Here is a 14,974-nt window from a genome sequence, read left to right as displayed (position 1 = left end):
GCCGGGGTTGACAATGTAGGTCTTGTCACTTGCGGCAGCTTCTATCAATCGTTTTTTTTAAGTTGTAGGTATTCTATTCAATCTATTCAGACTGTAAGGTAATTATTTATTCAAATGTCCTCTTTTTGTTCATAATCATTTAATATTAGCGACAAGGGTCAAAAGTTTGTCGATGTACCGTTTTTGCATAGCTGTGTTCGCTTTTAGGGTCATATCGCAGGAATCTGAGTGCTGGTCGCGACAATTCCGGCATATGCCTATAAGCTGGCCTGATTTATCGGATTCAGTTGTAGTATTGACCCGCAGGCTACCTGTACGCGAACGAACAAAGACCTTATGAAGTGTACGATACTATCGTATTTTTTATTGATTGCCTTTCCTATTTCTCTTGTTGCCCAGACTATTGTGTCAGGAACAGTGACCGACGCCGGAACCCATGCTCCCTTGCAGATGGTGAGTATTGTGGTTGCTGGCAAAACAATCGGTACACATTCTGACGAAAAAGGTCATTTTACATTGACGACCAACGAACCATTTACACAGATCTCCGTTTACGCAATGGGATACAAAACGGTGAAATTTGCCGTAGTACCCGACAAGCAGCAGGTGATCAACGTAAAACTGGTACAAGATACCTATGGCCTGAACGAAGTCGTGGTCAAATCGGGAAAAAAGCAGAAATATTCGAATAAGAATAATCCTGCCGTAGACCTGATCAGGGAAGTGATTGCACATAAATCAAAGAACCGTCCGGAAAATTATGACTATGCAGAGTATCATAAATATGAAAGGATGTTACTCTCCCTCAGTCATCTGACAGATAGCTTTCGTAACCGGCATCTCTTTAAAAATTACCAGTTCCTTTTTACAGAGCAGGATTCCAATGCCATTGGTGGCAGGCTGATGCTGCCTGTGTATATGGAAGAAAAGATGTCTGACAATTATTATCGTCGCAATCCTTATACCAAAAAGCAGGTTATCCGTGCCAGCAAACAGGTGAAGTACGATGAAAATCTGATAGATAATAAGGGCTGGTCTTCCACACTCAATTTCTTTTACCAGGATATAGATATTTACCAGAATAATATCATGGTGATGACGAACCAGTTATTGAGTCCTGTGGCCGGTGGTGCACCAGGATTCTATAAATATTTCATCACCGATACTGTAGATAATCAGGTGGTACTGGATTTCAGTCCCCGGAGTAAAACAGACCTGCTCTTTGAAGGACGGTTGTATATCAGGCTGGATGGTACATATGCCATATCGCGGGCAGAACTGACTGTGGATAAGCGTATCAACCTGAACTTTGTACGGCGTATGGAAGCCAACCTCACTTTTGATGAGCGAAACCAGTTGAAAGAAAGTACGCTGAAGATGGATTTTGGTCTCAGCAAAGAGAAAGGAAAAGGAATGTATGGAGAACGCATTGTGCAGATAGATAGCTTTTTCCTGGATAAAAAAAGACCTGCTGCAGATTATGCAGGACCTGCGGTAGAAACGCTTGCAGATGCTGAGAAAAAGGATACCGGTTACTGGACGTCGAATCGTCCTTTTGCATTGTCAGGACCAGCGTCGGATGTGTACAAAAATATGGATAGCCTGCAGCATACCCCTTCTTTTAAGAGAGCGGTGAACTGGGCGACATTTTTATTGATCGGGTTTAAAAACTTCGGACCTTTTGAAATAGGACCGGTGAATACTTTCTACAGTTTTAATGCAGTGGAAGGTTTCCGGCCACGTTTTGGTGGCAGAACGACGGAGAAACTGAGCAAGCGGATTTACTTTGAAGGGTATGTGGCATATGGGGTAAAAGATGAACGCTTTAAGTATTTTGCGAGTGCCACTTATTCATTGAACAATAAATCAATTTATACTTTCCCTCAACATTACATCAGGGCTAGTTTTCAACACGATACCAAGATTCCGGGTCAGGAACTGCAATTTGTGCAGGAGAACAACGTGTTGTTATCATTCAAGCGCGGCACCAGCAATCAGATGCTGTACAATGATTTTTTCAAGGTAGAGTACATGCATGAGCTACAGAATCATTTCTCTTATTCCTTTGGATTTAAATACTGGAATCAGCATCCGGCAGGAGGGTTGTCTTTCCAGAAAATGGTGAATGAAGATGTGGTCAATGTAGCAGGTGTGAAGACCAGCGAAGTGAATATGACATTGCGTTATGCACCACATGAACAGTTTTACCAGAGTAAATTATACCGCACACCGATCACAGATAAGTATCCTGTATTTACACTGCGGTACAACCAGGGTATTAAAGGATTGCTGAATAGTGAATACAATTACCAGCATATAGGATTGAATATATCAAAGCGGTTTTATTTGTCACAGTTGGGGTATACGGATGTGAGTGCAGAAGGTTCATATTTGTTTGGACAGGTACCGTTTCCATTGCTCGATATTCACAGAGCGAACCAGACATATTCCTTTCAGTTGCAGTCTTACAACCTGATGAACTTTTTGGAGTTTGTGAGCGATCATTATGCAGGTGTGAATATAGATCATCACTTCAATGGATTTTTCTTTAACAAGGTGCCATTGTTACGCAGGTTGAAATGGAGAGAAGTGGTGAATGCGAAGTTCCTGTGGGGTGGGTTGAGGAGTGAGAATGAAGGAAAACTGATGCTGTTCCCATCCGGCACCTATTCGTTGAATAACGGGCCTTATATAGAGGGAAGTGTGGGTATTGGCAATATCTTTAAGATCATCAGGGTCGATGTGGTAAAGCGGTTCACCTATCTCGATCATCCGGAGGTGCCATCTTGGGGAATCAGGGCGATGTTGAAGTTTGATTTTTAAGCGATAAGTAGTATATTAGTTATCGCGCTATGAATGAGAGAATGTTTAAATTCCTGTTAGCCGACGACGACAGGGAGGATCAGGAAATATTGATAGAGGCTATATTACAGGAGCAGCCAACTACACAAATCAATACTGTTTTTAATGGGCAGAAGGTATTGGATTACCTTGCTGAGCAGGCACCTGTTGAGTGGCCGTCATTGATCATATTGGATTATAAGATGCCGGTGATGAATGGGAGGGAGGTATTGGAAAAGATACTGCAGGTGAACATACCGAAGGTGGTATGGAGTACATCCAGTCAGCCGGAGCATATGCAGTTATGCCGAGAGCTGGGTGCAGTGAAATATTTTGTAAAGCCGAATAACAGGCCTGAATTACAAGCGATGGTACAGGAGTTATTTCGGATTTGTGAGGGAGGAGTGGCGAGGTAATTGAGCGGAGTATAGAAATTATTTCAGATTTATGGCAAAGAAGTAGTTGTTCCTTATTAGAAGTAGTAATTCAATATTAGAAGCAGTTTTTATTAGAAGTAGTTCTTTCTTATTAGAAGTAGTTATTCCATATTAGAAGCAGTTGTTATTGGAAGCAGTTATTCCATATTAATGATAGGTAAGGTGATGGTAAAGGTAGCTCCTTCATTCACCTGGCCGGTAGCGGTAATAGTACCCTGATGGTTTCGTACGATACGCTGGCAGAGGGCCAGTCCTATGCCGGTACCCGGATAGTTTTCACGACCGTGAAGGCGTTCAAAAATTTCAAATATTTTTTCACAGTTTTGCGGTTCAAAGCCAATGCCATTATCCTGGATGGTGATTTCGCATTTGTCATTATATACGGTCGATTGGATAACAATATGAGGGGTTTTCTCTGTGTGATGGTATTTCAGGGAATTGCCGATCAGGTTGTCCAGCAGCTGGCGTAACTGAAAGGTGATGCCGGGCACGACAGGCAGAGGGCCGATTTCGATATAGGCGTTGATGGATGCGATTGTTTCCTGGTGGTGGGAGAGGACGTCTTCAATTAAATTATTGAGGGGAACCTGCTCAAAAGCAGGAACTTCTCCTGATATTCTTGTATAAGTAAAAAGGTCTTCGATGAGCCGCTGCATACGCTGTGCGGCATCTACGGCCCTTTCCAGGTAAGACCTTTCCTTGGGTGGCAGGGTGGCGCCGATGCCTTCTAATAGTGTGGATGTATAGAACTGTACTTTACGGAGGGGTTCTTTCATATCATGGGCGGCGGCGTAGGCAAATTGTTGGAGGTCCCTGTTCTGGGCTTCCAGCTCTTTGGCGTATTGTTTTATCTTGTTTTCGGCGATTTTTCTTTCAGTGAGGTCACGGGTCACTTTGGAAAAGCCGATGATGTTGTGATGATCGTCGTGGAGCGCAGTAATGACTATGCTACCCCAAAAGGTGGTGCCGTCTTTGCGAACGCGCCAACCTTCGTGAATGGCTTTGCCGGTGCTGCGGGCCTGTTGAATGAGTTTTTCGGGGAGTTGCCTTTGTTGATCTTCCTGACGGTAGAAGATGCGGAAGTTACGACCTATTATTTCTGCTTCTTTGTAGCCTTTGATTTTTTCAGCGCCTTTATTCCAGTTCATGATACGGCCATCTATGTCGAGGAGAAGGATGGCATAATCTTCCACTTCTTCCACCATTTTGTGGTAGCGCTCTTCACTGAGAAGGAGAGCTGCGTTTTTTTGTTCAGCAAGCAGTCGCAGGCGCTCGTAGGAAGCGGAGTCATCTGGTAGTGGTCTTGTGTCCATTAGAATAGTGTGCGTGTCGTCCAAAACAAATATAAGATAATAGGAAATAGTTTCTTATTTTATCGGGAATAAAGAGTTCACGTATGAGATTACTTACCGCTATGATGTTGGCAATGTTTTGCAACATAAATAGTCATGCACAACAACCGAATATTATTCCTGAGCCTGTATCTATGCAAGTCCATAGTGGCAGTTTGGCATTGGGGCACGACATCAGCTGGACGACGGATGTTAAGAGTGCTTCCTTATCATTAGCGAAGGCACAGCTGGAAGCGGATTGCAGGAAGAATATAACAGGTTTGAATACGACTAGGATTTCCCTGGCCCTGTTGAAAAAAGAAGATAGTGGTATTGGTGCAGAAGGCTACCTCCTTGAAATTGATAAGGAGGGGATTCATATTACTGCAAATAAAGAGAATGGATTGTTTTATGGGTTACAGACTGTGCGGCAGTTGCTGGTAACGCCGGAGGTGCCTTACCTGACAATCAGGGATTATCCTTTGGTAGGGTGGAGAGGCATGATGCTGGATGTATCCAGGCACTTCTTTACAAAGGCAGAAGTGATGCGGTATATTGATGAAATAGCAGCTTATAAATTTAATGTGCTGCATTGGCACCTGACAGATGATGGTGGGTGGCGTATAGAAATAAAGAGTTATCCCAGGTTGACAGAAGTAGGTGCATGGTGTGTGGAAAAGTATGGTTATTACGGTGAGTTTTCAGCACCTGAAAAAGATGCAAAGTATAACTATGGTGGATTTTATACCCAGCAGGATATCAAAGACATAGTACAATATGCAAAGGCGCAGTATGTGGATATCCTTCCTGAAATAGATATTCCTGGTCACTCTATGGCTGCGGTAGTGGCCTACCCGGAGTTGTCAGGTACAAAGGATGCAGTGAATTACAAGGTGTATTCCGGTGAAAAGGGTTTTATGGATTGGACGGATCATGGTATAGTAGCCCGGTATGATAATACCCTCAATCCAGCCAAACCAGAGGTATATAAGTTTTTGGATAAGGTTTTTGGAGAAGTGGCGGGATTATTTCCCTTTGGATACATACATGTAGGTGGTGATGAATGTGCGAAGAACTATTGGCAGAAAGATCCGAATGTGACTGCGCTGATGCAGAAGGAAAAACTGAAGAACTATGAAGAGGTGCAGGCTTATTTTGAAAAGAAAGTAGAAGCGATTGTTGCATCCAAAGGTAAGAAACTGATAGGGTGGGATGAGATCCTGGAAGGTGGAGTGGCACCAAATGCTACCATTATGAGCTGGAGAGGCGAGAAGGGGGGAATAGAGGCCGCCCGTTTGAAACACCAGGTAGTGATGACCCCGAACAACTATGTGTACATTGACTATGTGCAGGGAAATAAATACATGGAATCAAAGGTGTATGAAAACCTGCGATTGAAGAAGGTGTATGCATTCAACCCGGTACCTGCTGGTGTAGATCCAGCCTACGTTTTAGGTGGGCAGGCAAATTTGTGGACAGAGCAGATCTTCGATTTCAGCAAGGTAGAATATATGACCTGGCCACGTGGATTGGCGGTGGCGGAGAGTTTGTGGAGTCCGGCATCAAAGAAAGACTGGCCGCGCTTTGTCGAAAAGGTAGAGCAGCATATGAAGTTATTAGAGAGGGATACGGTTAATTATGCACCTTGTATGTATGAGCCGGATGTAACCCTGCAGTCAGGTGTGTGTACGTTTATTCCTGAAATAGATGGATTGGAAATGCATTATAGTGTGGATAATTCATTCCCGGATATAAAGTCTTTATTATACAAGGGGCCTTTTGTGCTGCCGGAAGATGCGGTAATGCTAAGGGTTGTGAGCTTTAAAAAAGGCAGGCCGGTAGGCAGGATAATTTCCATACCTGTAGCTGAATTGAAAAAGGGGTAAGTAATTTTAAAGGGGAAGCTATTTCTTCTTTTTTTCGGCATTCTGTTTTACACGGTAAATAACAATTTTAGTAATAAGATCCAGGGGAAGGGGTTGATCAAAGGGAAACTGGATCGATCCCTTTCCCTGTTTATAAGGCGCTAATTCCTTTTCAAATGCCCTGATGCCTGTTGGGGCAGGGTAGAACCCAATGTGGTGCTTAAATGCCGCATAATGCACCAGATTGCCATTTAGTACAAAAGTAGGTATGGCATATTTTATAGTTTCTGTAGCATCAGGGGCAGCCTGCTGTATGGTTTGCCGTACCTGTTGTAGCAGGGCCTGGATGTCAGCGGGAAACGAAGTGATATAGTCGGTGACGGTCATGTAGGTTGTCATGTTGGTTTAAAATTTGTTTCCGCTAATTTAATGTTACCTCTCTACAAAACCGTTTTATTGAAGGGCCTGTTTCTGTTCATTTTGGCAGGTTGCTGTACCAGTGCATTTGGCCAGGTACCTGTACCGGCTGCCGATACGCTGAAGGTTGATTCTTCGCGTGTTCATTTGAATAATCCTGTAGTCGTTGAAAGGCTGGAAACGCAATTTGACTTTACCGATCTTGTCAGGGATATTTTTCATGTGCACAGGGATCCGAATAAGAAACCTTCGGGTATCATCATCGTTCCGAATATCGCCTCCAATCCCAGTATTGGGTCACAGATAGGGATCAAGGCGGTAGCAGGCAGGAAGCTGGGCAATGATTCGAATACGTTATTATCAGTAGGTGCCACTTCAGCATCAATTACCACCAAGGGGATCATATATTTTTACATCAGTCATAATATCTACACACCGGGGAATAAATGGAATTTTCAGGGGAACCTGGTAGCTGCAAAAACGGTGACACCTGATTATGGTTTGGGTATAGGAATAGATCCGGCGGGTAGTGCCACGGATAAACAGCTGGCAAATCCTGAGAGAAAGGCGCGGGGACTGCATGCACAGTTTTATAACTTCAGGGAGAAGGTGTATAAGGAGGTGGTGCCACATTTGTTTTTAGGGGCGGGGGTATCATTTGATATCAGGAGAAAGCTCACCGAAACGGATACCTCAGGGAATACGCCTTATGATATTTATAGTGACAGGCATGGGTTTCACAGGGATCACTATATGGCAAACGGGTTATTGTTCAATGTACAGTATACCACGCGGGATAACCAGAACCGGGCATATAAAGGGATGTATATAGATGCGGGTTTCAGGTTGAATCAAACCTGGCTGGCGAGTACGCGGAATGCGTTGCAGTTTACATCTGATTTTAGAAAATACTTTAGTTTGTCGCAGCGGAATCCGGAGCATGTGGTGGCATTCTGGAACTGGGGATCTTATTTGATAGCAGGGAATATTCCTTACCTGGAATTGCCGGGTACGAGCAAGGATCCCTCGTTTAGAAGTGGGAGGGGGTATACGGTAGGGTATTTTAAAGGGAGGCAATATAACTATTCAGAGGTAGAGTATCGGTTTCCGATATTAAGAAATAAGTTCCTGAGTGGGGTGGCGTTCTTTCATATGCAGACGGCGAATGATGCATCTGGTACAAAGTTGTTTCAGGTGTGGCAACCGGGTGGTGGTGCGGGTTTGCGGGTGTTGTTTAATAAGCTGACGAGAACGAATTTGTGCCTGGATTATGCCTGGGGGAAGTTTGGGGCGAAGGGGTTCTTTTTGGGGTTGAATGAGGCATTTTAAAATAGCTTAAATTGGAGAAAATGATCCCTCATGAAATACATATTGTTTGTTTGTCTGTTTTCCCTGTTTCAGGGGGTAAATGACCCCGGAATAATTTTCATTTCCACAGATCATGGTGTTACCTGGAAGAATACTTCCAGTGGATTGCCGGCCGATGCCAAAGTTGGGTTGGGTGCCATTGCTTTGGCCAATGGGGAGTTGGCGGTAACGGTAAAGAATCATGGTATCTATCGGTATAATTTTGCATTGGTGAGTGGTAGTGAGGGTATTCACAGGTGAAGGGTTAGATTGTTAGTATTTACAATTACACATGAAATGATGGAGGATCTTTTCTACTACTACATTATACATGAAATGATACTCTTTTCTTCATTTCTTCTACTACATTGTAAATAATCAGACATGTGCTGTAATGAGTGAAAGTGGTGAAGAGGCGTTTATTAAACTTTGGCAGGTGTAATGCTGGAAATTCACGGCAGCCGGCAAAGCGGTGTTCGTAAATAGTGCAGCGGCTTTCGTGCAGAAAATGACAGGGGATGGTGTTGATGATCATCATGTCATTGCTGGAGCCGGTTTCGATATATTTTTCCTTGAGTTCGGTATTGGTGGTATTGAGATGTGTGGCTAATGCGGTGACTTCATCTTCCGTAACATTGATCATAAGGTTACGGCAGCAATTACCACAGGAGGTGCAGTCTATTTGTGGGGTGATGAGGGTATCCAGTTCCTGTACAAGCTCATCTATGTCATCTGAGTTTTGCGATTGCAGGTAGGATCTGAATGCGAGATTTTCAGCTTCCTTTTCTTCAGCAGCGCGTGCAATTTCTGTGAGTGTGGTAGTTAGTTTCAAGCTGCGAAGGTAGGTAAATTTTTAAAGTTTGCTGGTTAGCAGTCGCGTGTAGCGGTAGTCTCCCCGGAAAGCGGACGAGGGCCGGGGCATCGGAATTTGGAAGATTTAAATTTTAACAACCAGGAATATCTTAAGGACAAGCTTTAGCACAAAAAAAGTGATTTCGAAAGAAAAGCAATCACAAAAAAGGGCAGACCTTTTAAGGCAAGTTTGTTTTGTAAATTTGTTAAAAAGTTAAACAAAAGCTACTGCTTATCCGTTAAATTTTCATTAGGGCAATCAGGTCATTGACCAGCAAGGCATTTTTTGGCAGTTTATCATGTATATTTTCAGGCATGGGGCCGGTAAAGTAAATGTTTACTTCCGGGGCTAAAGCGCACAAATTCTGGCAATATAACAACGTGTCTTCATTGGAAAGCGGGTTAGTAAGGCTGGTAATAATAAATGACGGCTTACAGATAGCAATTACACGATCCAGCCCGTCGTATGGAACAGACTGTCCAAGGTAAAAAGTCTTGAATCCCCTTGCCCTCAGTGCGTAATTGTAGAATAACAGGCCAATTTCATGCAGTTCATTCTCCGGCAGAAAAAGTAGTGCGGTACCCAGGGTTGGGTCCGGGGGCTGAGTAACTGTTTCAGTAGCAGCTATGATTTTATTTCTAATGAGGTTGGAAAGGAAATGTTCCTGGGCAGGGTTGATCGCTCCTATCTGCCACATAATGCCTATCCGTTGGAAGAATGGGAAAATATATTTTATAAACGACTTTTCAAATCCATGGCTAATTACAATAGCGGTAAAAGTTTTATTAAATCGCAGCTCATCCATTTCAATGAGGCTCAGTAATAGGCTTTCGAGATAGGTATCCGTCTGACTTACAATAGAAACAGCTGCTATTTTTTCCCCAATTTCTTTTTCAGACATGTTGCTGATAGCAGATATTTTGTACCCATGCTGATTTAGAAGACTGATATTCAGCAGTTTTCTAAGATCCTCATTGGTATAAAACCGGATGTTTGTGTCTGTTCTTCCAGGATTAATGATTCCATATCTTTTTTCCCAGATTCTGATTGTATGTGCCTTGATGCCTGATAATAGCTCAAGGTCCTTTATTGAATACATGTCAGATGTCATTGCTTCCAGTTTCGCCATCCAAGATAGCACATGTATTGTATTTAGTCAAAAAACTCTGTTTAATTTTTGTTTCCTAAACTTAAACAGTATATTTGTTTAAGAGTTTTGGGAAAACATGAAACAAAACAAGCATAATAAAGTACTGGTAATTGGAGCCGGATTTGCCGGTTTATCTGCCGCCATCACGATGGCTAGCCAGGGTTATCATGTAACAATTGTTGAAAAACATAGTACGACAGGGGGACGAGCAAGGGCTTTTACAAGTGCTGGATTCACTTTTGATATGGGGCCAAGCTGGTATTGGATGCCAGATGTTGCTGAAGGTTTTTTTAAACGGCATGGCCGATCTATCAGTGATTACTTATCATTGGTAAGGCTCGACCCTTCCTACCAGGTGATATTCGGGAAAGATGAATTTGTGGCACTCCCGGCTTCATTTGCCAGTATGCGTGATCTTTTTGAAAATATCGAAAAAGGTGCAGGCAGACAGTTAGATAAATTTATGGTGGATGCCGGGTACAAATATCATACTGCAATGAAGACGTATGTGAACAAACCCGGACTTCATTTTAGAGAGCTATGCAATACTGAAGTATTAAAATCTGTATTTAAAATGCGCATGTTACGCTCTTTCAGTAGTCATGCGAGCCGTTACTTTAAACACCAGAAATTACGCAGGATCATAGAATTCCCTGTTCTCTTTCTTGGCGCTACTGCCAAAAAAATACCGGCTATGTACAGCATGATGAACTATGCGGATATGAAACTGGGTACATGGTATCCCATGGGTGGTATGGTTCGTCTGGCACAGGCATTTACCTCCCTTGCCGAAGAATACGGGGTAAAAATATTGTTGAATACAGAAGTAGACAGCCTTTCTGTTATTAATAATCAAGTAACCGGCGCAAATACCAGCAATGGTTTTTTGAACGCGGACATAGTCATATCCGGAGCAGATTACCACCATACAGATCAGAAAATGCTTCCTCCTGCAATGAGCAATTACTCAGCCGGTTATTGGGATAAACGCACAATGGCTCCCTCTTGCCTCATTTATTATGTAGGTGTAAAACGTAAAATTCCAGGCTTGCTTCATCATAACCTTTTCTTCGAAAATGATCTTCAGGCACATGCTGAGGCCATCTATAACAAACCCGCATGGCCAAGCCATCCACTATTCTATCTTTGTTGTCCTTCAAAAACAGATACTACAGTGGCACCTGAGGGAATGGAAAATCTCTTTTTCCTGATTCCCGTTGCACCAGGACTTGAAGATACCCCTATCATACGCGACCATTACCTCAAACTGGTACTAAAGGAGACTGCTACTTTCTGTGGCGATAATTTTGAACAGGATATAATTTTCTCTAAAAGCTATGCCTGCAGCGATTTCATAACAGATTATCATGCATTCAAAGGGAATGCTTATGGATTGGCAAATACATTAAAACAAACAGCCTTTCTAAAGCCATCTATCCGCCATAAAAAGATCAATAATTTATTTTTTACAGGGCAACTGACAGTTCCTGGCCCTGGCGTACCTCCCGCCATCCTTTCCGGAGAACTGGTTGCTAATCATATTTCAAATCAAAAAATCTTTACCCATGAAGACTTTATTTGATAAAGTTAGTGCTGCCTGTAGCAAATTGACTACTAAGGAATATAGTACCTCTTTTTCTTTGGGTATCAAATTGCTGGATAAAAGTTTTCATGCACCTATATATGCCATTTACGGGTTTGTTCGCTTTGCTGATGAAATAGTGGATTCATTTCATGAGTATGATAAAGCAGATCTGCTTTGCCATTTCAAAGAGGAAACTTATAAGGCTATCAGGGATAAAATCAGCCTCAACCCGATTTTAAATAGCTTTCAAAAAGTTTATCATGACTTTAATATAGAACAGCAGCTGGTGGATACATTTCTGGATAGTATGGAAATGGACCTCCACCAGCTTTATTACACCCATAGTATCTATGAACAATATATTCTGGGTTCGGCTGAGGTAGTAGGACTGATGTGTCTGAAAGTTTTTACAAATGGCGACGTAGCATTATACGAAAAGCTGTTACCCTCCGCTATGAAACTTGGCGCAGCATTTCAGAAAGTTAATTTTCTGAGGGATATAAAAGCTGATAGCCAGGAACTGGGCAGACACTACTTTCCATTTGTGAATTTAAACAACTTTACATCCGGAGATAAATCTGCGATAGAATCTGAAATAGCATCAGATTTCAGGGAAGCTTTGCCTGGAATAATGCAATTACCGCTAAGTTCCAGGAAGGGAGTTTACCTGGCATATGCCTACTACCAGGTGCTCTTCAATAAAATCCGGAACCTGCCGCCCCATCGGATTTTGACAGAAAGAATCAGGGTACCTAATCGCCATAAATTAGGTATCATGCTGCAAACATTACTGTTTCCAATTAATCAGATCCAACTATGAGATTGGTAATATTCATTATCCTATTGCTGGGAAGCTTTGTTACAATGGAAGGTGTTGCCTGGTTTACACACAAATTCATTATGCATGGCCCCCTTTGGTTTTTACACAAAGATCACCATCGAAAACCGGAAGGACAATTTCTGGAAAAGAACGATTTTTTCTTCCTGATTTTTGCAATGCCTGGGATCGCTTTATTTCTGCTTGGTACAGTACATCAGAATTTTTACCTCATTGCGCTGGCTTCAGGTATTACACTATATGGATTTACCTACTTCCTGGTACATGACGTTTTCGTTCATCAGCGATTCAAATGGCTGAGAAGTAGTGATCATCCTTATTTTAAAGCACTCAGACGTGCTCATAAAATACATCACAAGCACCTGGGCAAGCATCATGGAGAATGCTTTGGGATGTTGCTCTTTCCTGTCCGTTATCTTAAAGAGGTGGCAAAAAACAGATAAGATGCATTATACATACCTGGCAATTGACCTGGGGGCGATATTGGTTCCATTACTTGCAACATTCCATCCCCGGCTGCAATTTTATAAAAAATGGCCCATATTATTTCCCGCACTGTTTTTGTCAGGCGGTATTTTTATATGCTGGGATATCTATTTTACCAGCATTCATGTTTGGGGATTCAATGATGCATATATAACGGGATTACACATTTTCTCACTGCCAGCAGAGGAAGTTTTTTTCTTTCTATGCATACCGTATGCCTGTATATTTTCCTATCATTGTCTTAAAACGCTTTGGCCAGGTTTTAAGCTATCACAGCGTATTTCGGCCTTTATTTCATGGATAATGATGATAGGTGGCATAAGCATAACAATTTTCTTTTCGCATTATAAATACCCGGCTACTACTTTTCTGCTGCTGACAATTTTCATCTGGTATAGCAGGAAAAGACATTGGATAGGGAATTTTTATCTTTGCTATGGAATCATGTTAATACCGTTTGTAATCGTTAATGGGCTTCTCACAGGCAGTTGGATTGCGGAACCTATAGTATGGTATAACAACAATGAAATAATCGGATTAAGAATACTGACAATACCAGTAGAAGATATTTTTTATGGTTTATTAATGATAGGCTCACAGGTAGCACTATATGAATATTTTGCAGTTACTGTTGCGAAAAAAAATGCCTGCCGCTCAACCATATAATGTCGTGCAGATATGATCGATCAGAACAGGAAAGTGATTCCTGAATTGCCTGCATACTGTTTTGATCTAATTGAAAAGAGCAGATATCTTTCTCCTATAATAATCCCCAGGTTATAAAATAAATTTAGCCTTCATTATATTCGGTTCACTTTGTCAACTTATAATAAAGTCTGTATGACCCACTCTAAATGGGTATAAATAATATAGGGGCATATGTCTTTCAACATATGCCCCTATATTCCTGATCAGCTGTATCTATTTCGCGATATTCACGCGCAGGTTGATCTCGAAACTATTTCCCATAATAGTACTATAGCCCGTAGTCTGGGTGATGTATATCACCTGCACGGAAAAAAGTGATTGGTAATTAAATCCTGCTCCTGCGCTTACGCTTCCACTGCTATGATACATTCCTGATACATTGGCCCAGTCATCCAGCAAACCAATATTTACTCCTGCGTCAATAATATTGTCAGCGCCATTTACACCCCGGTAGGCGATTTTAGGTTCCACTTTAGAAATCTCCGTACCCGTATAGAATTTGTAAGAGACTGCGGTATAGTAAGTGGCAAGTCCGGAAACATCCCGGTTATCGTTTTTAAACGTCGATATCAGGTTCGGCAAGGCTGCCTGAACTGTTAAGTGCTGATCAGTATAAGCCACCCCAAAATCACTTTCAAAGTAATTATCCCGCCTGTTAAAACGACCCAGCGACGGGTCATTTGTCTCTCCATCTACGCTTTTGGTATCAAGACGCTGTATGTCCAGCGCCAGTGATAATCCGAAATGTAACGCCTGTGCATGCATGCCCAATGGCAGGTGATATGCATAAGTAAGCCCTACCTTGGTACGCTGCAATAAGCCAGACTTATCGTTGAAAATATTCAATCCGGCACCGACCCTGTTCTTCAGGTTCGCATCGGCAGTAAAAGTTTGTGTAATGGGCGCACCAGGTATAGCATCCCACGGACGTCTGTAGGAAGCATTGATATGAATGCCTGAATCCAGTCCGGCCATTGCCGGATTAGCCAGGTATTGATTAAAAAAGTACTGTGATTCCGGTGGTTCAAAATTCGAAACAGCGTTGCCAGCAGATTGCGCCTGTAATGTCTGTGAGCTACAAATTAAGAGTATAAGGGTATAGAATTTTTTCATTTT

14 protein-coding genes are annotated in these 14,974 nt (G+C 42.3%); 9 read left to right on the top strand and 5 right to left on the bottom strand.

What is annotated here, in order from left to right:
- Positions 1 to 336: 336 nt before the first annotated feature.
- Together SIO70_RS29895 and SIO70_RS29890 are read left to right on the top strand one after the other, a co-directional pair.
- Positions 337 to 2,823 (top strand): DUF5686 and carboxypeptidase-like regulatory domain-containing protein, encoded by a 2,487-nt coding sequence (locus SIO70_RS29895; RefSeq protein WP_320577090.1) that lies wholly within the window; start codon positions 337 to 339, stop codon positions 2,821 to 2,823.
- 29 nt (positions 2,824 to 2,852) lie between these two features.
- Positions 2,853 to 3,257: a response regulator gene (locus SIO70_RS29890; RefSeq protein WP_320577088.1), complete on the top strand. Its 405-nt coding sequence runs from the start codon at positions 2,853 to 2,855 to the stop codon at positions 3,255 to 3,257.
- Between the two features lie 158 nt (positions 3,258 to 3,415).
- On the opposite strand, the gene SIO70_RS29885 is transcribed toward SIO70_RS29890, so the two are convergent.
- Complete coding sequence (locus SIO70_RS29885; protein ID WP_320577086.1) at positions 3,416 to 4,591, bottom strand: sensor histidine kinase; 1,176 nt, start codon at positions 4,589 to 4,591, stop codon at positions 3,416 to 3,418.
- A gap of 83 nt (positions 4,592 to 4,674) precedes the next feature.
- Here SIO70_RS29885 and SIO70_RS29880 point away from each other — a divergent pair, with 83 nt between their 5' ends.
- Positions 4,675 to 6,495, top strand: coding sequence for a beta-N-acetylhexosaminidase (locus tag SIO70_RS29880; protein ID WP_320577084.1), 1,821 nt, complete (start codon positions 4,675 to 4,677; stop codon positions 6,493 to 6,495).
- A gap of 18 nt (positions 6,496 to 6,513) precedes the next feature.
- Here the strand turns inward: SIO70_RS29880 and SIO70_RS29875 are convergent, their stop codons facing one another.
- Entirely contained in the window at positions 6,514 to 6,873 is a 360-nt protein-coding gene (locus tag SIO70_RS29875) for an iron chaperone (protein WP_320577082.1), read from the bottom strand.
- Positions 6,874 to 6,930: 57 nt separating this feature from the next.
- Between SIO70_RS29875 and SIO70_RS29870 the strand changes: the two genes are divergently transcribed.
- Positions 6,931 to 8,220 (top strand): hypothetical protein, encoded by a 1,290-nt coding sequence (locus SIO70_RS29870; protein ID WP_320577080.1) that lies wholly within the window; start codon positions 6,931 to 6,933, stop codon positions 8,218 to 8,220.
- A gap of 30 nt (positions 8,221 to 8,250) precedes the next feature.
- Positions 8,251 to 8,499 (top strand): hypothetical protein, encoded by a 249-nt coding sequence (locus SIO70_RS29865; RefSeq protein ID WP_320577078.1) that lies wholly within the window; start codon positions 8,251 to 8,253, stop codon positions 8,497 to 8,499.
- A gap of 64 nt (positions 8,500 to 8,563) precedes the next feature.
- Here the strand turns inward: SIO70_RS29865 and SIO70_RS29860 are convergent, their stop codons facing one another.
- Together SIO70_RS29860 and SIO70_RS29855 are read right to left on the bottom strand one after the other, a co-directional pair.
- Positions 8,564 to 9,070 (bottom strand): YkgJ family cysteine cluster protein, encoded by a 507-nt coding sequence (locus tag SIO70_RS29860; protein ID WP_320577076.1) that lies wholly within the window; start codon positions 9,068 to 9,070, stop codon positions 8,564 to 8,566.
- Positions 9,071 to 9,329: 259 nt separating this feature from the next.
- Positions 9,330 to 10,202 (bottom strand): MerR family transcriptional regulator, encoded by an 873-nt coding sequence (locus SIO70_RS29855; RefSeq protein WP_320577074.1) that lies wholly within the window; start codon positions 10,200 to 10,202, stop codon positions 9,330 to 9,332.
- Between the two features lie 115 nt (positions 10,203 to 10,317).
- Between SIO70_RS29855 and SIO70_RS29850 the strand changes: the two genes are divergently transcribed.
- From SIO70_RS29850 to SIO70_RS29835, 4 genes are read left to right on the top strand one after another with little or no spacing between them, the layout of a single operon-like run.
- Positions 10,318 to 11,823 (top strand): phytoene desaturase family protein, encoded by a 1,506-nt coding sequence (locus SIO70_RS29850; RefSeq protein ID WP_320577072.1) that lies wholly within the window; start codon positions 10,318 to 10,320, stop codon positions 11,821 to 11,823.
- Complete coding sequence (locus SIO70_RS29845; protein ID WP_320577070.1) at positions 11,807 to 12,646, top strand: phytoene/squalene synthase family protein; 840 nt, start codon at positions 11,807 to 11,809, stop codon at positions 12,644 to 12,646. The genes SIO70_RS29850 and SIO70_RS29845 overlap by 17 nt, the downstream gene beginning before the upstream one ends.
- Positions 12,643 to 13,107 (top strand): sterol desaturase family protein, encoded by a 465-nt coding sequence (locus SIO70_RS29840; protein ID WP_320577069.1) that lies wholly within the window; start codon positions 12,643 to 12,645, stop codon positions 13,105 to 13,107. Before SIO70_RS29845 ends, SIO70_RS29840 begins: the two co-directional genes overlap by 4 nt.
- Positions 13,040 to 13,816, top strand: coding sequence for a lycopene cyclase domain-containing protein (locus SIO70_RS29835; protein ID WP_320577068.1), 777 nt, complete (start codon positions 13,040 to 13,042; stop codon positions 13,814 to 13,816). The genes SIO70_RS29840 and SIO70_RS29835 overlap by 68 nt, the downstream gene beginning before the upstream one ends.
- A 255-nt stretch (positions 13,817 to 14,071) precedes the next feature.
- Here the strand turns inward: SIO70_RS29835 and SIO70_RS29830 are convergent, their stop codons facing one another.
- On the bottom strand, positions 14,072 to 14,971 hold the full coding sequence (locus SIO70_RS29830) for a PorP/SprF family type IX secretion system membrane protein (protein WP_320577067.1): 900 nt from the start codon (positions 14,969 to 14,971) through the stop codon (positions 14,072 to 14,074).
- Positions 14,972 to 14,974: the final 3 nt, after the last annotated feature.

It is taken from the genome of Chitinophaga sancti, from assembly GCF_034087045.1.
GTDB classification, from domain to species: domain Bacteria; phylum Bacteroidota; class Bacteroidia; order Chitinophagales; family Chitinophagaceae; genus Chitinophaga; species Chitinophaga sancti_B.
This window is presented reverse-complemented; position numbering and strand designations above follow the sequence as displayed.